Source organism: Bacteroidales bacterium, assembly GCA_029210725.1.
In the GTDB taxonomy this organism is placed as follows: domain Bacteria; phylum Bacteroidota; class Bacteroidia; order Bacteroidales.
The window spans coordinates 43,409-61,542 of the sequence record JARGFM010000011.1; the positions used below are offsets into that span (position 1 = coordinate 43,409).

The 18,134-nt window shown below is 50.5% G+C and carries 19 protein-coding genes; 8 read left to right on the forward strand and 11 right to left on the reverse strand.

Translation table 11 applies throughout. The features are described 5' to 3' along the window. Nucleotides 1-17 precede the first annotated feature (17 nt). The 5 genes from P1P86_07785 to P1P86_07805 are packed head-to-tail and all read right to left on the reverse strand — an operon-like array spanning nt 18 to nt 6,580. Nucleotides 18-572, reverse strand: a complete 555-nt coding sequence (locus P1P86_07785; GenBank protein ID MDF1575074.1) for a cytochrome c — start codon at nt 570-572, stop codon at nt 18-20. A gap of 6 nt (nt 573-578) precedes the next feature. Then, nucleotides 579-1,082, reverse strand: a complete 504-nt coding sequence (locus tag P1P86_07790; GenBank protein MDF1575075.1) for a DUF3341 domain-containing protein — start codon at nt 1,080-1,082, stop codon at nt 579-581. Between the two features lies 1 nt (nt 1,083). Next, a complete protein-coding gene (gene nrfD, locus P1P86_07795; protein MDF1575076.1) occupies nt 1,084-2,451 on the reverse strand; it encodes a polysulfide reductase NrfD in 1,368 nt (455 codons plus the stop codon). A gap of 17 nt (nt 2,452-2,468) precedes the next feature. After that, nucleotides 2,469-5,438 (reverse strand): 4Fe-4S dicluster domain-containing protein, encoded by a 2,970-nt coding sequence (locus P1P86_07800; protein MDF1575077.1) that lies wholly within the window; start codon nt 5,436-5,438, stop codon nt 2,469-2,471. Between the two features lie 14 nt (nt 5,439-5,452). Next, nucleotides 5,453-6,580: a cytochrome c3 family protein gene (locus tag P1P86_07805; protein MDF1575078.1), complete on the reverse strand. Its 1,128-nt coding sequence runs from the start codon at nt 6,578-6,580 to the stop codon at nt 5,453-5,455. A gap of 159 nt (nt 6,581-6,739) precedes the next feature. Between P1P86_07805 and P1P86_07810 the strand changes: the two genes are divergently transcribed. Further along, complete coding sequence (locus tag P1P86_07810; protein ID MDF1575079.1) at nt 6,740-7,633, forward strand: bile acid:sodium symporter family protein; 894 nt, start codon at nt 6,740-6,742, stop codon at nt 7,631-7,633. Here the strand turns inward: P1P86_07810 and P1P86_07815 are convergent. Together P1P86_07815 and P1P86_07820 are read right to left on the reverse strand one after the other, a co-directional pair. Continuing rightward, the gene (locus P1P86_07815) at nt 7,614-8,039 is read right to left on the reverse strand and encodes a gliding motility-associated C-terminal domain-containing protein (GenBank protein ID MDF1575080.1); all 426 of its coding nucleotides are present in this window, start codon (nt 8,037-8,039) and stop codon (nt 7,614-7,616) included. The two genes, P1P86_07810 and P1P86_07815, sit on opposite strands and share 20 nt — an antisense overlap. Continuing rightward, nucleotides 8,036-9,151, reverse strand: coding sequence for an AI-2E family transporter (locus P1P86_07820; GenBank protein MDF1575081.1), 1,116 nt, complete (start codon nt 9,149-9,151; stop codon nt 8,036-8,038). Before P1P86_07820 ends, P1P86_07815 begins: the two co-directional genes overlap by 4 nt. Nucleotides 9,152-9,249: 98 nt before the next feature. Between P1P86_07820 and P1P86_07825 the strand changes: the two genes are divergently transcribed. Together P1P86_07825 and P1P86_07830 are read left to right on the forward strand one after the other, a co-directional pair. Then, a complete protein-coding gene (locus tag P1P86_07825; GenBank protein ID MDF1575082.1) occupies nt 9,250-10,044 on the forward strand; it encodes a thymidylate synthase in 795 nt (264 codons plus the stop codon). A gap of 1 nt (nt 10,045) precedes the next feature. Further along, nucleotides 10,046-10,552 (forward strand): dihydrofolate reductase, encoded by a 507-nt coding sequence (locus P1P86_07830; protein MDF1575083.1) that lies wholly within the window; start codon nt 10,046-10,048, stop codon nt 10,550-10,552. Here the strand turns inward: P1P86_07830 and P1P86_07835 are convergent. Both P1P86_07835 and P1P86_07840 read right to left on the reverse strand, forming a co-directional pair. Beyond that, entirely contained in the window at nt 10,542-11,426 is an 885-nt protein-coding gene (locus tag P1P86_07835; protein MDF1575084.1) for a lysylphosphatidylglycerol synthase transmembrane domain-containing protein, read from the reverse strand. The two genes, P1P86_07830 and P1P86_07835, sit on opposite strands and share 11 nt — an antisense overlap. Next, nucleotides 11,416-12,396, reverse strand: a complete 981-nt coding sequence (locus tag P1P86_07840) for a glycosyltransferase family 2 protein (protein MDF1575085.1) — start codon at nt 12,394-12,396, stop codon at nt 11,416-11,418. Before P1P86_07840 ends, P1P86_07835 begins: the two co-directional genes overlap by 11 nt. A 46-nt stretch (nt 12,397-12,442) precedes the next feature. Here P1P86_07840 and P1P86_07845 point away from each other — a divergent pair, with 46 nt between their 5' ends. Continuing rightward, nucleotides 12,443-14,731, forward strand: a complete 2,289-nt coding sequence (locus P1P86_07845) for a hypothetical protein (protein MDF1575086.1) — start codon at nt 12,443-12,445, stop codon at nt 14,729-14,731. Between the two features lie 38 nt (nt 14,732-14,769). Then, nucleotides 14,770-15,216: a DUF2147 domain-containing protein gene (locus P1P86_07850; protein ID MDF1575087.1), complete on the forward strand. Its 447-nt coding sequence runs from the start codon at nt 14,770-14,772 to the stop codon at nt 15,214-15,216. A 273-nt stretch (nt 15,217-15,489) separates the two neighbouring features. Here P1P86_07850 and P1P86_07855 read toward each other — a convergent pair whose 3' ends face one another. Together P1P86_07855 and P1P86_07860 are read right to left on the reverse strand one after the other, a co-directional pair. Beyond that, the gene (locus P1P86_07855) at nt 15,490-16,710 is read right to left on the reverse strand and encodes a hypothetical protein (protein MDF1575088.1); all 1,221 of its coding nucleotides are present in this window, start codon (nt 16,708-16,710) and stop codon (nt 15,490-15,492) included. A 1-nt stretch (nt 16,711) separates the two neighbouring features. Then, complete coding sequence (locus P1P86_07860) at nt 16,712-17,044, reverse strand: PadR family transcriptional regulator (GenBank protein MDF1575089.1); 333 nt, start codon at nt 17,042-17,044, stop codon at nt 16,712-16,714. Between the two features lie 247 nt (nt 17,045-17,291). Here P1P86_07860 and P1P86_07865 point away from each other — a divergent pair, with 247 nt between their 5' ends. From P1P86_07865 to P1P86_07875, 3 genes are all read left to right on the forward strand, one after another. Beyond that, entirely contained in the window at nt 17,292-17,471 is a 180-nt protein-coding gene (locus P1P86_07865; protein ID MDF1575090.1) for a hypothetical protein, read from the forward strand. A gap of 17 nt (nt 17,472-17,488) precedes the next feature. Then, the gene (locus P1P86_07870; protein MDF1575091.1) at nt 17,489-17,746 is read left to right on the forward strand and encodes a hypothetical protein; all 258 of its coding nucleotides are present in this window, start codon (nt 17,489-17,491) and stop codon (nt 17,744-17,746) included. Between the two features lie 177 nt (nt 17,747-17,923). Continuing rightward, nucleotides 17,924-18,061: a hypothetical protein gene (locus P1P86_07875; GenBank protein ID MDF1575092.1), complete on the forward strand. Its 138-nt coding sequence runs from the start codon at nt 17,924-17,926 to the stop codon at nt 18,059-18,061. The last annotated feature ends 73 nt before the right edge of the window (nt 18,062-18,134 follow it).

Below are 18,134 nucleotides of genomic sequence, written 5' to 3' on the forward strand. Positions count from 1 at the left end.
TATAATATTTAGGCCATCTACTTCTGAAGGGAAGAACGAATATGCAGGATGATTTTCCACCGGTCTTCCGGAGTAATCATCCCTCCGTGTGCTCCCATAATTCCGTAACCAACCGTGATAGAATGGTAGATCTCCCCGTCCCTCAGGGCTTTTACCTGGTCGTTGATCAGGCTGGCCGGGGGATAAGGATAGCGCATGCTGGTAAACAGGTAACCCTGCCCGTCACCCTCTGCTCCGTGACAGGAGATGCAGAAGATCTCATAGGCTGCGAGGCCCCGGGCAAGGTTCTCAGAAGAGGCCTCCAGGGGGTTCGCCAGGGCCTCACCGGCAGCGATGCGGCCCTCATCGGTCTTCTCCCAGGGGAAGGGAAGCGCTCCCCTGGGGATGGTTCCTTCCACCGGGATCCTCATGGTCATGTGATCGCTGAAATTGGGATTGGGTGTATAGGACTCGTAAGCAAACGAATAGTACATGTCGGGCATATAGTCCCACCCGGTACTGGAACGGGTCCGGTCGCAGGAGAGCAGTGCCAGAAAGAGGATGGAGCCTGCCAGGATGTTTCTGTATTTCATAGCTTGTTACTTTTCTATAACTTCAATGGCCCCGGTCTCTTTCATCAGCGTCACAGCCCGGGCAGCATCGGCCTTCTTTCTGCTGACCAGGATCACAAACTTATCGTCGGTAGCCTCCCGATGGTAGATGGGTTTCTCATGAGATGGCCAGAGATTGGCCCGCCAGGAGAAGGTAAAAAGACTCAGAATGGTGATGCTGAAAATGACCAGTATGATGGTTATCACCAGAAAGGATGGAAATGCATTGCTGGGTTTCCCTCCATAATTCATGGGCCAGTCAATCACCGCCGTATAGATCAGGAAGGCCAGTACCCCCAGGGTGGCAAAAAAACCATAGAACCAACCCACGATGGTCATTCTGGACTTCCGGCCCTGCTTCTCCAGGATCTCGTGGACCGGGTATGGGGTAAAGATATCCTCGATCTCGATCTCCTGCTCCTTCATCTTCCTGAAGGCCCTGAGCAGGGTCTCTTCGTCCTTAAAAACGCCCAATAAATAATCGGAGTCCATATTAGCTGCTTTTATCCTTTTTCAACTGATACTTATTTACCGCTTTCACTTCGCTGATGGCAATCATGGGGATGTACTTAAAGAAGAGCAATACCCCGAAAATAAAGATCCCCAGGGTTCCCAGGTACATGGCAATCTCCACAAAGGTCGGCGAATAAGAGGCCCAGGCCGATGGCAGGTAATCCTTTGACAGAGAGGTGACCACAATGTTGAAACGCTCAAACCACATCCCCACGTTGATCAGGATGGAGATGATAAACACCACCACCAGATTGCTCCGGATCTTTTTGAACCACATGAGCTGGGGAACCAGGGCATTGAAGATAAACATGGCCCAGAACTGCCTGGTGAACTCGCCGGTGATCCGGTTATGAAAGAAGGTGAAGATCTCGTATTCGTTCCCGGAATACCAGGCCACGAAGATCTCCGTCAGGTAGGCCGATCCCATAATCAACGAAACAAAGATCAGTATTTTGGCCACCTTGTCGAGATGGGAATCTGTCACATAATCTTCCAGCTTGTAAATCTTTCTCAGGATAATCATCAGGGTCATCACCATGGCAAAGCCGGAGAAGATTGCCCCCACCACAAAATAGGGGGGAAAGATGGTGGTATGCCATCCCGGTTCCACCGAGACCGCGAAATCCGTCGATACAATGGAGTGCACCGATACCACCAGTACGGCTGCAATACCTCCCAGGATATAGCTCAGTCCTTCGTAGCGTTTCCACTCTCCCACGGATCCCCGCCAGCCCATGGCAAAAAAGCCGTATACCGCTTTTTTAACTTTCGATTTTGTATGATCGCGGATGGTGGCGAAATCGGGAATCATTCCCAGGTACCAGAAGGAGGCAGAGATAAGCAGGTAGGCCGAAATAGCAATGAAGTCCCAGAATAGCGGAGAGTTGTAATTGACCCAGAGCGGTCCCCGTGTATTGGGATAGGGGAAAATAAAGAAGGCGTTCCAGATCCGGCCCATATGCAGAGCCGGAAAGATAGCGGCACATCCCACGGCCACCACCGTCATGGCTTCGGCGGCCCGGTTGATGGACGATCGCCACTCCTGCCTGAGAATCAGGAGGAAGATGGAGAAGGCTGTACCGGCATGCCCGATCCCGATCCACCAGACAAAGTTAATAATGGCCCAGCCCCAGCCAACTGTATTGTTCACGCCCCAGGTACCGATCCCGGTAGAGATGGTCACATAGATGGACCAGAACCCCAGCAGCATCAGGATGGAACTGATGCCCAGTCCCACGATCCACCAGAATTTGGGCCTGGCATAAAGCGGAGAGGTAATATCTGCCGTGATATGGTTCAGGGATTTATTTCCCAGCACCAGAGGGCCCCTGACTTCCGTATTATACATATATCCTGTATTAGTTATTATCCATGTTGTTCATGAGCCGAAGCATCCTCCGTCCCGGGAGATTTCTCAGTTCCCGGTTCTGCTTCCAAATTCCGTACCCTGGTCAGGTAAGCCACTGAGGGCAGGGTATGAAGCTGCTCCAGCAAATGATAGTTGCGTTCCTCTCTTTTCAGTTTGCTCACCTTCGATTCCGGATCATTCATATTCCCGAAAACCAGCGCCCCGGACGGACACGATTGCACACAGGCGGGCTGTATTTCTCCATCCTGCAGTACCCGGTCCTCCAGCTTGGCCTCCAGTTTCTTCTCCTGGATCCGCTGTACACAAAACGAACACTTCTCCACCACGCCCCGCTCACGCACCGTGACGTCGGGATTCAGGACCAGTCTGGAGAGCTCGCTGTTCTGATTGAAATCGAACTTCTCATTGTTCATATATTTGAACCAGTTGAAACGACGTACCCGGTAAGGACAGTTGTTTATGCAGTACTTGGTCCCGATACACCTCACATAGGCCACCTGGTTGAGCCCTTCGTTACTATGCATGGTGGCCGATACAGGGCAGACATTCTCACAGGGTGCATGATCGCAATGCTGGCACATCACCGGCTGGTGAAATACCCTGGGATTATCGGGATGTTCACTGAAATAGCGGTCGATACGCATCCAGTGCATGATCCTCCGGTTCTTCACTTCCTCTTTTCCCACCACGGCCACATTGTTTTCGGCAATGCAGGATACCACGCAGTTGTTGCACCCGGTGCACTTGTTCAGATCGATCACCAGTCCCCAGTGAAAACCATCAAAGCTGGCTTCCGGATAGAGGGTCTGGTGATGGGCCTCGGCCTCGAGGTGAAAGTGGTTCCCTGCGGAAGGATCGGAGCGGAACTCTGTCAGAGTGGTCTCCCTCACAATGGGCCTCCCCTCCATGGTATGGTGGGTCTGGGTCCGCGCCAGGGGATAAGAACGGCCGGTGGGCTCCATCCTGATCCGCCGGTTGATATAGTCGCGATGGCCGTCCCGGCTGGTCACCCACCGGAAAGCGTTAACGCCCAGGCCATCACCCACTTTTCCGGCCCTTTCACGGCCATATCCAAGTGCCAGGGAAACGGTTCCCCTGGCCTGTCCGGGCTGGATCAGCACAGGGACCTCCATCTCGTCGATGCTTACCAGGGTTTCATCGGCCAGCCCCATGGCCCCGGCATCGGCCGGGGAGACAGTCAGGTAGTTGTCCCAGCAGGCCTTGGTGACCGGGTCGGGAAGCTCCTGCAGCCAGGGATTGTTTGCATACCGTCCGTCGTTCAGAGCCACCGTGGAATAAAGGGTAAGCACCAGGTCCGACTCTTCGGGATGCAGCTCCAGTACCGGGGGGCTATAGACCACAGAAGCCGGCAAGGGTTTCCCGGCCTCAAAACACCCCTTCTGTAGTGTTTGCACCCACCAGTTCTCGTCGCCCCGGACCCCGGGAGGAGCGATGGTACTTTGCCACCAGTTTTTCAGCAGATCCTCATAGCTAAGCTCTTCCCCGGCCCATTTCATCAGTGAGTCCTGGTAGGCCCGGGTATTAAAAATCGGGTGAATACAGGGTTGCTGAAGGCTGAAGGACCCGGAGACCGGTTCTGCATCTCCCCAGGCTTCCAGGTAATGATGATCGGGACAAATAAGCTGGCAGGCACTGGCTGTTTCGTTGAGTGCCGTACCCAGATAGGCGGTAAAACCCGCCTGTTTCATGGCTTCAAAACCGCCAAGGCTGTAGAGGGGATTTACCTGGACCAGCAGAAGATTATCCACCTCCCCCCTCTGGAGGGAGTCGACAAAATCGTTAAACTCCCGGTCGTTCCCCTGTTTAAGCTGAATGGTGCGCTCCAGGTCCAGGGTGGAGCCATAATTATCCAGCATCTGGTTGATCCCTGCGACCATCTTCTGCACCACGGGATTATTCGAACCGCAAACCACCAGGGATCTCCCCCGGTTCTCCAGCAGCTCCGCCACCAGTGATCCCACATCCAAGATACAGGGAGGTGCCGATACTCCGGGCTGACCCGTGGCTTCGGCCAGCCGGTTGTAGATGGCTGCAAGCATCAGCTCCGATTCAGCAGGAGTCACCGGTAAACGTTCATCGGCACAGGATCCCGTCATGGAAAGTGCGGATTCGACCTGGATATGACGGGACATATGGGGATGAGCCGTACTCAACTCCCTTTTGGAGGCATAAGCACGGGCAAATTCCACCGGAGCGATCCAGGTACCCAGGAAGTCGGCATCAAAACTGAGAATATAGTCCGCCCTTTCGAAATGCAGCCCCGGGATCACAGAGGCGCCAAAAAGATCCAGATGCGCTTCCCTGATCCCGGAAGCAGAAATTTCATCGTACTGGATCCATCTGGCTCCGGGAAAGGCCTCCAGAAAGATCCGCAGAACCTCCCTGGTAGTGGGACTAATCATGGTCGGCGTTACAAGGACGGTGTTCCCGGCATCTTTTAACCTGCCGCTCACCATGGAGTCCGCTTCCTCCCAGGAAATCCTGTTTCCCCCTGATTCCGGTTCCTTATAACGGGCATCATCGTACAGGTTCAGAACGGAGGCCTGCACCCTGGCACTGGTTCCTCCGAGGGAGACAGGCGACTGGTGGTTCCCTTCAATTTTAATAGGCCGTCCGTCACGCACCTTAACCACCACACTGCAGTATTCGCTGCCGTCGAAAAAAGTGGAAGCATAGTAATTGGCTTTCCCTGGAACTATCTCTTCCGGTTTAATCAGGTAGGGGATGGCTTTCTGAACCGGCTTCTCACAACTGCTGACCAGGGCAGCCGTCCCAAAGCTGAAGCCCACCAGTTTCAGGAAATCACGGCGCGAACCGCTGGCTTCAACAGCTTTGCTGTCCAGCAAATCCAGCACGGCATTTTTATGCTTATCCTCGTCGCTGTCTACCTCCTCGGGATTCCTGCCATCTCTGTATTCTTCAATGCTTCTCCAATGCTTTTCCATGGGTATCGCTCGGTTTAATAGTGACATTTGGAGCACTCGGTGCCGCCGGTCAGCTCGGCGGTAACCCGGTCGATCTCACCGGACTCCATTTGCCTGTGAAGCTCCTTGTATTGTTTATAGAACTGATTATCAAAAAACTGTACCCCGGTATCCCGGTGACAGTTGATGCACCACCCCATACTCAGGTCTCCTACCTGCCGTACCCGGTCCATCTCCTCTACGGCCCCGTGGCAGGCAGCACATTCGATCTCGCCTATGTTAACATGTTGGGCATGACTGAAGTAAACATGTTCCGGAAGATTATGCACCCTGATCCAGGCCAAGGATGTTCCCTGTTCGTAAGCATCCACCACTTTACTGATCTGGTGTTTTCCCGAATAGGATCCCTCCCGGACAATGGAGTGGCAGTTCCAGCAAACATCTACTCCGGGAATGCCTGCATGCCTGGACTGGTCGACGATGCTATGACAGTACCTGCAATCAATCCGGTTATCGGAAGCATGGACCACATGGGAAAACTTCAGGGGTTGATCCGGTTCATAAAGCTCCTGCCGGCCCAGTGAAGTTCCGGCCTCATAAAGCAATTTAGCCTGCCAGCCCAGGGCAACAAAGAAAATGATCCCCAGGATATAACGACGCTTTACCTTCTTGAAAAAGAAAATATCCAGGATCACCCAGGTCAGGACCACTCCCAGTAGTATAAAAAGAAATATCTTATTGATTACCGGCTTTGTTTTAGAAAGGCCATATCCGGAGAAATCATCCAGATACAGTTTGATCATCTCCACATCGCTTTCATTCAGGTGAAAGGTGCGGTGCATCTCCCCCATCGTCACTCCAACGGGATTCAGAACAGCCTTCCGGAACTCATCCAGACTCTTATCCCGGTACTGGATGGCGATTTCGAATGCACTGGGGTTCCAGTTAAAGGTGTCGATCTCCACGGTATTGTGACAATCGGCACAGGCTTTCGTCTCAAACTTCCCGTCGATCAATCCGTAAAAGAGGCGCTCTCCACGCATCAGTCCTTCTGCAGACGAGCGGGTTCCATGCTCCTCCTGTATCCCGGAAGCAGAGGCAGGCGGAAAGAGAAAAAGGATCAGGAAGCTAAGAGAGAAAGAAAGACTTGAGATTCTTCTCATGTAATGGCGGGTTAGTATTCAGTAAATTTCTTTTCAGGGTATACATGCAATTTAAAACCTTCGTGGAAAAATAGCAACTAGGATCTGATCTGAGATCTTTCCAGCCCGGGATATTCACTATTTGTACTCCATATAAATAATTTTCAACTATATTCGGTCATGCAATCGCTTTTCTCCGGATATTTCCTGCCTTTCACTCTGGCCATTATCACTCTGGGTATGGGACTTTCACTTACCGACAGGGATTTCCGGAATATTTTTGTGCGACCTAAAGCGGTTGTTATCGGGCTATGTTGCCAGATGATTCTTCTTCCGCTTATCGCCTGGCTGATCGCACGGTCTATTCATATAGATCCATATTTTAAAGTAGGACTGATGATCATAGCAGCCTGTCCGGGCGGGGCGACCTCCAACCTGATTACCTATCTCCTGCGCGGAAACGTGGCTCTCTCCATTTCCATGACCGCTCTCAACAGCCTGATCACCCTGATAAGCATTCCGCTGGTGGTCCACTTCTCCCTGCAGGCCTTTGTGCAGGAAGATGCTGCCATCCGCCTCCGGGTGGGCGAAACCATCCTGAAGGTCTTCCTGATCACGATCCTCCCCGCATTTGCAGGCACCCGGATCAGGAAAAACTACCCGGAATTCTCCGTCCGCCTGGAAAGACCCCTGAGATTGGTGCTCCCGATACTCCTGCTGATTGTTTATGCCGGCGTTATATTCATCGACCAGGGAACCGGTGCCGCCACCCGCTCGGATTTTATGAAGATCTTTCCACACACCCTGCTGCTGAATATCCTGGCCATGGTATCAGGCTTTCTGGTGGCCCGCATCTTCCGCCTGCGGGTACTCAACCAGTTTACCATATCCATCGAAGTAGGGCTTCAGAACTCGGCCCTGGCCATATTTGTGGCGGCCACACTGCTTAATAGCAATGATATGGCTCTGGTGCCCGTGGTATACGGATCCTTTTCATTCTTCAGTACCCTGCTTTTTGGATGGGCCGTAAAAAAATTGGGGTGGGTTCCGAGGATTAACGGAAAAGATGCATAAACCCGGCTGTTTCATAGGGATTACTGCCTCCTTCTTCTTCGATCACGTAGTAATAGATTCCCTCCTGCAAAGCTTTGCCATCCAGGCTGTTTCCATCCCAGAAGATACGTGTGGAGAGGGTATGATAAATCCGGGCACCGTTTCTTGTAAACACCGAGAACTCATATACGGTGCTTCCATCGGTGGCCACCTCGAAAAAGTCGTTGACCTGGTCTCCGTTGGGGGTGAACACATTGGGAATCTCCAGGGGATCCCCTGCTGCTTCGGCAAGCATAGAGTCCAGCATAATCAGCTGTTTATCTGAAAGTTGAATATTTTCAACAGAAGGCTCTGCTTCCTGTCCATACAGGCCCGGGATAAGGAGGGCCCACAGACAAACGGGGGCAATGATTCTGGTTAGGGTCATATCTTTTCGGTCAGCTTCTGAACCACCCTAAAGTTATTAAAAAATTCTTTGGCGAATACCCTGACCACCGTATATGTTGGAATGGCCAGGATCATTCCCACTACTCCGGCCAGGCTGCCAGCCATCATAATCACTATAAATATTTCAATGGGATGGGCATAAACGCTGGTTCCGAAAATAAGCGGCTGGAAAACCAGGTTATCGGTAAGCTGGGTGATGGCAAATACCAGGGTCATGTACCCCACCAGGGGCAGCAGTTGCGTGGTAATATCCATCTCCAGATGCGTAGCCACGCCCAGAATAATTCCCAGGGCAGCCCCTATCCAGGGTCCCAGATAGGGAATAATATTTAGTACAGCAGCAATGAGGCCAATAACGAGCCCGTGCCTGAACCCCACCCCAACCAGGGTCATCCCCAGGGTAATCATGGTGAGTATTCCGGTCATCTGCAGCAGGATCCCTATAAAATAGCGCCTGAGCAGGTGCTTGACCGATTCCAGGGCATGGCGGAAGGATTCCACACTTTTTTCGGGAACCACCGTTACGATATAGCCACTGATCAACTTATCCTCCCTGAGGAGGAAAAAGGTGATAAAAGAAATGGCAAAGAGGGCCCAGGCAAAGTTGCCCAGAACAGAGGCCACGGTGGCAATCAGATCGGTGATGACATCGATATTCAGGACAGATGCCAGACCACCCTGCAAACCCTCACTCAGGGTCAGGGCCCCCTCTCCGCCCAGATTCATTTTTTCGTACCAGATACCGAATCTTTCAATAGGACCCTCAAAAGCCTCTATAATCAGACCGGTATCGATACTGGACAATTCCTGGGCCTCGCTGGCCACCACGGGAATAAAGATTCTGAAAAAGCCGAAGAAGACCCCCCAGATCACCAGCAGGGTGATCAGGGCCCGAATGAAGACCGGCAGCTGCCACGTTCCGATGCGGATCCTGCCCAGCAGGCGGACCAGGGGACGGGTAATCAGGGAGAGCACCGAGGCAATCAGGATATAGGCCACGATGCTGGAGAATCGCCAGACCAGTAGTCCGATCAGTATGACTCCTGCCAGAACCAGCAGGGAATGGGGACGGATCCAGTTTTTCACAGACATAATCAACTGCTAATATAGTGATTAATCCTGTTGATAATTATTCTTTTGAAATCGGGCTTGTTTGGGTACTTTTACCTGCCATTGAAGAGAAGGATTTTATGAAGCAGTATCTTGATTTACTTGCACATGTGATGGAGCATGGAACCCGTAAGGAGGACCGTACAGGAACCGGCACGATCTCTGCCTTTGGCTACCAGATGCGCTTTGACCTGCAGGATGGTTTCCCCTTGATGACCACTAAAAAACTCCATCTGAAATCGATCATTCATGAATTACTGTGGTTCCTCGCAGGCCATACGAATACCCGTTACCTCAACGAACATGGAGTCAGGATCTGGAACGAATGGGCCGATGAAAACGGGGAGCTGGGACCCATTTACGGTTACCAGTGGAGAAGCTGGCCGGCACCGGACGGAACCCAGATTGATCAGATTTCCCGCGTGCTTGAATCGATCCGTGAGAATCCCGATTCCAGGAGACATGTCGTGAGTGCCTGGAACGTGGGAGAGCTGGATAAAATGGCACTCCCCCCCTGTCACATTCTCTTCCAGTTCTACGTTGCCAGGGGGAAACTCTCCTGTCAGCTCTATCAGCGAAGTGCGGATATTTTCCTGGGGGTACCCTTCAATATTGCCTCTTACTCTTTCCTGTTAATGATGATGGCACAGGCTACGGGGCTGGAGCCCGGTGAATTTATTCATACCCTGGGTGATGCCCATATTTACCTGAACCACGAGGAGCAGGTAAAACTGCAGCTGAGCCGGGAGCCCAGGTCCCTGCCCGGTGTCAGACTGAATCCGGAGATCCGTTCGGTATTTGATTTTCGCTTCGAAGACTTTATCGTGGAAAATTATGATCCCCATCCCCATATCAAGGGGGCCATCTCTGTGTAATATGGAAGCAACAAAGCTGAAAAATATTTCCATCATTGTAGCCATAGCCCGCAACCGCGCCATTGGAAAGGACAATAAACTGCTCTGGCATCTGCCGGATGACCTGAAGCGCTTTAAGAAACTGACCACCGGCCATACCCTGATCATGGGCCGCAATACCTTTCTCTCTTTGCCCAACGGAGCGCTTCCAGAGCGAAGACATATTGTGATCTCCGATCAGCCCGGGGAGTCCTTCGAAGGCTGTGAAATGGCAGGATCCATGGAGCAGGCTATTGAACTGGCCGGTACAGAAGAAGAGTGTTTTGTGATCGGCGGGGGAATGGTATATGAGCAGTTCCTGCCGGTGGCCGGGAAACTGTATCTCACCCGGGTTCATGAATCATTTGATGCCGATACTTTTTTCCCTGAAATAGATTTCAGTGAATGGAAGGCCGTATTCTCGGAGGAGCTTCCGGCCGGGGACCGCAACCAGTATGCCCACAGCTATACAGCGTATATCAGGGCCTGATATTAAGGCCCTGCCCTTCCAGTTTTATGCCCGGGCCCATGCTGTAAATAATGCCCCATAAAGAGGTAAAGGCAGTGATCAGGTAGAAAAGCAGGCTCAGGGCAATGGAAAGGCTCAGATCCAGTCCCAGCCACTGAGCCCCCAGCATAAAGGTAAATTCCCTGGAACCAATCCCCCCGATGGTCAGGGGCAGGACCGCCACCATGGAGGAAATCAGAAACACAAAGAGGTAGCTCTCCGGTTTATCGCTTACATGCAGGGAAAGCAGGATCAGTAAGGCCGAGAGTGCCTGCAGCAGCTGAACCGCCAGCGAAAGTAAATTTGCGGGACCGAATACGGGAAGCAGGTAAGGAAAGAACTTCCTGTAAATCAGGTAGACGACCATAAGGGAGAGGGGAATAAGGATCCAGATATACCAGGCATAGACCGACATGCCGGGAATAAAACAGAAGAGAAGCACCGCCATGCAAAAAAGCGCTAACACCCCGATGATCCGGTCCATCATTACGGCCCAGAATATCTTCCCGGCAGCCGTATCGTAGCTCCTGTTCAACAAATAGATCTTATAGCCGTCCCCACCAATCCCGCCGGGTAAAAAAAGATTGTAATACATTCCCAGCAGATAAAGTTTCATATTGCTCCGTCCGGAAATATGAATTCCAATGGAGCCCAGGTATTTGTTGAGCCTGAATGAGGAAATCATTTTGGACAGGACAAAAAGCAACAGGGCGCCGGCCAGATATAAAAAATTCGAGTGTGCCATGGTTCCAAGAACCTGTTGCAGATCAATTTTTGCAAACACGTACCAGAGAGCAGCCAGGGTAAGCGTCAGTTTTAAAAAGACTTTAAGCTTTGTCGGGAATTTAATCTTCACGAAGAATGATTCGTTTTACCCTGTAGGGCTTTTTATGCTGGGACTCGTAATAGGTGCGCATCAGAATCTCCGAAATGATCCCGATGGTGATGATCTGAATGCCGCCGATGGTCAGCATAAATCCCAGCAGCAACAGTGGTTTTCCCCAGATATCTTCTCCCAGAAACTTAAGAACCAGGAAGTAGATATCTATCACAGCCCCGGCTCCAAAGGTGAGGATCCCCAGGGTGCCGAAAAAATGGATGGGCCGGTTCTGGTATCTTTTAAAGAACACGATCAGTAAAAGGTCGCTTATCACTCGGAAGGTCCGCCTCATTCCGTAACTGGATTTCCCAAACTGCCTTCTGTGGTGGGTCACCGGGACCTGTTCCATGCGCGCTCCCTGAAGCACGGCCAGTACAGGAATAAAACGATGCAGTTCCCCGTAGAGACCCAGGTTCCTGGCAATATCGCTTCGGAACACTCGCAGGGCACAGCCGTAATCCCTGAGCTTCACCCCGGTAATCAGGCGAATAAAAAAATTAGCTATCCTGCTGGGGATCCTCCTGAAAATGGCTGAGTCTTTTCGCCGGACCCGTTCGCCGGAGACCACGTCGCAATCTCTCTCTTTCAGGATTTCAATCATTCCGGGAACATCGGCCGGATCATTCTGCATATCCCCGTCCATCAGGACAATCAGTTCACCCTCAGCCTGGTCAATCCCCGCGGAAAGTGCCGAACTCTGGCCGTAATTGGTAATCAGATCGATGGCCACCAGGTTCCGGAAATCTCCTGCAACCCTCGATATCTCGGCCCAGGTATCGTCAGCGCTTCCATCATTCACCAGGATCATCTCATAGGGATATGAGGTGGCGTCCATGGCAGAACTGATGGCCCGGCAGAGGGGTTCAATATTCTCCTTCTCATTGAATACGGGAACCACAAAAGAGACTTTCTCCATCTGTATGACCGGCTTGTTTAGATCCCTCAAAGTAACCAAATTTTGCTATATTTCCGGTCACGCAACCGATTGATTTATGAAGAAAAGTACCATCGCCTTATTCGCGGTTCTGGGCAGCGGGCTCCTCATCCTGGCTGTACTTTTCGGCAGGGTGATGGTAAATCCCGATTCCTTTCTTTTCTCCGGATCGGGCGATGCGGTAAAAAGTTATTATAATTTCAGCTACTATCTGAAATATGATTCCGGGATCGACCACAACGGAATCAACTATCCTTACGGAGATCATCTGCAATACATCAACTCCCATCCGCTCCACCTCCAGGTCATCAAATTTCTGGACCGGGTGTACGATCCCCTCTCGGATCATGGAGTGGGCATCCTCAATCTGAGTATGATTTTTTCCCTGTGGCTGGCTATTCCATTTATCTTCCTGGTATTGAGGAAATTTTCCCTGCCGCCCTGGTATGCGGCTGTGGTCTCCCTGATCATTCTTTTTCTGAGTCCGCAGGTAGACCGCCTCGGGGGCCACTTTGAAATGGTCTATGCCTTTTTTATACCCCTGTTCTGGTACCTTCTGATTCGCTGGCAGGAGGCCGGCAGGAAGGCCGGATGGACCGTGCTCCTGCTGCTTACCGCGCTGCTAGGCGGTTTTACAAGTGCCTACTATGCCGCCTTCCTGGCTATCTTTCCCCTGGCCATCTTCCTCGTCCAGCTCTGGAACCACCGCCGGAAACTAAAACAATATGTTCCGGAAGGCCTGCATCTGCTGATGATTGCCATTCTGCCCCTTCTGCTTGTAAAAGGGGTAGTGAACCTGACCGACTGGGTGGACGACCGTCCCGATAATCCTTGGGGTTTTTTCATCTTCCATTCCAGCATTTTCAGCATCTTTCTTCCTCCTGACTCCATGCTCAGGGAGTTGAGCAGCGGGATCGTCGATATAACATATACCTGGGAGGGACGGGCTTATGTGGGTTTACCTGCCACGCTGCTGGCTCTCTCCTTTCTGATCCTGATTTTCCTGCAGCTGGCCGGCCGGGATAGACCCTCCTGGAGCTCCTTCTTTCCAAACAAGAAACTGAACCTGTACCTGGCTGCCTCCGTGATTGTTCTGCTCTTCTCCATGTGTATCCCCTTTAAGTGGGGCCTCGGTTTTTTAACCGAGCTGCTTCCCTTGCTCAAGCAGTTCAGATGCCTGGGGCGCTTCTCCTGGATATTTTATTACGTTAGCACTGTATTTACAGCCACCTATCTGTACTACCTCTACAGAGTGCTGCGGAGAAAGGGCTACGGCCGACAGGCCCTGGCAGTCCTGCTGATTATCCTTTCTTACTGGGGCCTGGAAGCCGCCTCCCGGATATATAAAAATACCCGTCCCATCTATAATCAGAATGACTTGCTGAATACCCGTGCCGTCGACCTGAAGGAGGTTCTGGAAGCTTCAGGGAAAAGCAGTGATGATTTCCAAGGAATCTTTTTTCTGCCCTTTGCCAACACCTGTGGAGATAAACTGCAGTTTGAAAGAGGATTGTCTGCCTTTTCTGAAGCCATGAGCTGCAGCTACCAGACCGGCATCCCCATCGTGCAGAGTTTCTCTCCCCGTATCTCCCTTTCCCAGGCCATGAGCTCCATTCAGCTGCTGGCCGACAGCAGCATTTATAAAGTGCGCGTGAAGGATATGAACCAGAAGCCCCTGCTCCTGGTGACCGGCCTCCAGGAACTGAACCACCAGGAATCGGCTTTGCTTCAGAAAGCCAGACACATCTGGTCGGGCAACAGCTTCTCCCTGGCCCTCCTGCCCGTCGAAGCTTTCAACCAGGGTTATAAGGAGTGGGTGGAGCTGGCTGCCCCCCTGCTGGACAGCCTCCGGAATCCGGGGATGCTTTGTACCGGTGCGGACCCGCGGCAGGTGATCTATGATGATTTTGAAGGGCTTCCCTCCGGGCAGGTTTTTACCGGATCCGGGGCAAAGTATCTAAAGAAAGGGACCATGGAACTGTTCCGTGAGAACCTGTTCGAACGTTTTTCAGATTCAGAGCTGGAACTCTCTCTCTGGCTTTATGTGGACCACCGGACCGATAACATGCCCACCCCGGAACTATGGCAGTGGGATGAAAAGGGTAAGCTGATAAACAAGGAGAAACTGAACTCCCGCGAGGTCCATAATGTGGACGGAATGTGGATCCGGGTCGGCAAAAACCTGATTCCGGAAGCGGGAACAAGCTACCAGCTTAGCATCAGGGGCAAATATATCTCCGTGGATGACCTGCTGCTAAAACCATCCGGCAGCCGGGTGGTGGTCCGCCAGGCAAACGGAGACTTCTTGATGGATAATTTTCGGCTTCCTGTTGCTACTGATCTTTGATTTTACTACTTTTTCAGGCTCAAACCAAATCGATTCCTATGAAAAAGTTACTGCTAACTGCCATGACCATTCTCTTTGTTCCTCTGTTCCTGCATGCACAGGCCAACATAATAGAGGGGACCTGGTACAATGACGAGAAAACCTCCACCATTGAGATTACCAAGGGAGCTGATGGAAAATATGTTGGAAAAATCTCCTGGCTGGAGGAGCCTAACGAGGATGGCAAGCCCAAAGTGGACAAAGAAAATTCCGACCCCAAACTGGCCAAACGCCCCTTACTGGGACTGTCAATAGTAAAAAATTTTGTATACGACAGCAATTCCAAACAATGGGAAAAAGGCTCAATTTATGATCCGGACAATGGTAAAACTTATGACTGTTTTGCCTGGTTTGAGGACGGTAATAATAACAAGCTGTATCTCAAAGGTTACGTGGCCGGAATCAAAGCGCTGGGCCGCAAAACCATCTGGACCAGGAAAAATTAGTCCGCTGCTGAAATCTGCGCTTTAACTGTTGTGCTAAAATCGTCCGGAAACGTACAATACATTCCCGCAAGCGTTCACTTTTCTAAATAAGCCGGAGAGGAGAAAAAATCTTATCTGACTGCTTTTTAAACAGTTACGATTTTTGGCATATAAAATGATATAAATAAGCTGAAAACAAATCTTACGTCCTTTTACATTTCACTAACGGGTGATACAGTAAAATTTCTTTTTAGGTTTAAGTGGTTAGTAAAAAGGGGCCTTCCGGCCCCTTTTTTAATGATGCAGCAGGTAGGCAATGGCTGAATATTCGGCCAGGGCTATTCCCTTGGCCGCATCTGTGTTCTTGTAATAGTTTTTCACCAGGGGGGAATCCAGTACACCGCCTTTGCCGTGTTCATGCTCAAAGGGCAGACTGATGTATTCCATATGATCCTCAATCCGGGTATTTGTCACCGGATCGTTGACCACCTCATATAGCATGGCCCTGAATTTCCGGGACTCCAGGATGAAGTCTGGCCCCATACCACTTTCCAGGATGACCTCTCTGCCGGCATTTTTGTTGTCTTTACCCTTGATCTCCTTAATGCTCACCCCCGGTTGACCCACGAATGCCATCATTCCCTCCTGCATTTCCCGGATCAAAATCTGCAGATTCCTGGCCTGGTCGTGAATTTGCGTGATGGTGGCCAGTTGATCCGCCCGGGTACTGTCGCGGGCCAGCTCCAGCAATACAGCTGTTTCTTCCTGGACATCCTCCACCCGCTGTTCATTGGCCAGCGCTTCGTTCTGGTAGATATCCATTAATTCTTTGCCCATATTGACATTTCCCATCAGCATCACACAGGCGATGCCTACGAGCAACATCACTATATAAGGCAGTTTCACCTTCTCGCTTCCGCTTCGCTGGAAAACATTAACCACATAAAGGGGGACAAAGCCAATCAGAAGGAAGCCTATGCTGGCATAAATCAGCCAGCCGGCTCCCGGCCAGTGCATGATCTTGAAGGTAGCACCGGCCAGCAACAGGGCGATGGTCAGGTAACCCACAATGGCATAGACCGGGTTCTTCTTTTCCAGTTGTTCCTTGTGGTTGGTAATAAAATAAAGTGGAAGGAAGACAAATACGATCAGTAGCATACCCACTGTAATCAAAATACCGGCCCCGGGCCAGTGCATTCGCTTAAAAAGGGATCCCACTATAGTCAGGATCGCTGAGCTTAATCCGAAGATGTACGTGAAATTTTTCATACGTTGATGTTTTTTGTCAAGGTTTAGCAAGGTCTGGTGCTGGATCAGTGCGAGCTGCTTTTCGCCAATGGAGTCGAGTACCTGGGAGTAGGAGGATTCAAAGTCCTTTCCTTCATCCATTTTCTCCTCCACCAAACAGCAGACATGGTCCAGCAGGTCATCCATCAGCCTCTCGCAGGTCAGTCCGAGTCTGACCAGATCGGCCCGGATGCGTTCATAATTGTCGTTAATAATCTCTACAATCATTTCAGGCAGGACCCGGTTTAAGCACGAAGGACAATGTATTTACAAAATCAAAAAATTCATCCACCTTCTGCTCCGACCAGGTACGCCCTTTATCGGTGAGAGTGTAATACTTCCGGACCCGCCTGCCGATATACTCCTTTTCGATGGCGATATGTCCGTCAGCCTCCAGTTTATGTAAAACCGGATAGAGTGCACCGAATGTAAGTTTGATCTTACCGGTGGATAGCTCTTCCACCCGCTTGGTAATCTCATACCCGTACATCCGTCCGTTGTCGGCCAACAACTTTAAAACAATGGTTCTCAAAGTACCTTTTAACAAATCATTTGCTATCATAAAAACAAATATATAACATTATTATATATACACAAATTATATATAAGGATATTTTATATCTACCCCCCCCTGTTTACGCGGCTCGTAAAAAAAAATCAAAAAAAATGAAAAAAAGTTGCCAAAACCGGGTAACAATTTCCTGCCCTTTCTGATTAAACGGTATGAAATAAAAAAAATAAATCCGGGTAAATTCATTATATGCCTGATAATAAGTATATTAACGTATAAAACGCAAAAAGAAACAGATATGAGAGCCCTTCACGAAAAATACGGAACGAAAAACCTGGTTTTTCTCTCCCGGAGAGATAAAGATGTTTTGATCTACATGAACAGCGACGTATGGATCACTCCGGATCTGAAAAGATTTAAAAATGATCTGCTTGAAAAAGTTATGAAAGAAAATCTGAATTCAAATACAGATCGTTGAACATGAGAACAGAGAATATGAAACTAAGAGAAATTTGCTGGGACAGAGAGTTAAAGGAAGCCGTCTGGAAAAAAGGCCGGATCAATCCGGACTACGCCCCACATGTACTGCGCTGGGATTACCGGGGCCGGATCATGATGTGGTCGAAATACGGAAGAACAGATTCGATCTTCGGATGGACCATTGAAGCCCGGGATCCGGTAAAGGAGGAGGATGGGATCAACCTGGACAATCTGTATCCTGTTAATTCTTTTAGCCCGGATAAAAATGAATAGCGAAGATTTGGAATCTCCCGTCGGCAGGTGGCCGATGTTGCACTGGCATGGGTCTAAGCCGTCCTCCAGAAGTCGCGCCACCTGTCTTTTTTTCTATTCCCGGCTTTTTTGCAAAAACCGGGTAACACTTCGTTGCCCTTCTGAATAATTAATCATTCACTTTAAAAACAAAAGATCATGAAAAAGAAAATGCAAACAAGAAACGAACTGGTACAGAAGTTCCACAAAGAAATGATCGAAACCAAAAAAATGAACTACCTGACCGGTGGTGACGGTGACGGAGGCCAGGGTTCCATCGGTGATCCCTGGGATTAATATAGCCATGATCAGGGCAACAATCCGGACTTTCTCTTTTATCAGGGCTGTATTTTAAATACCTTTACCTACC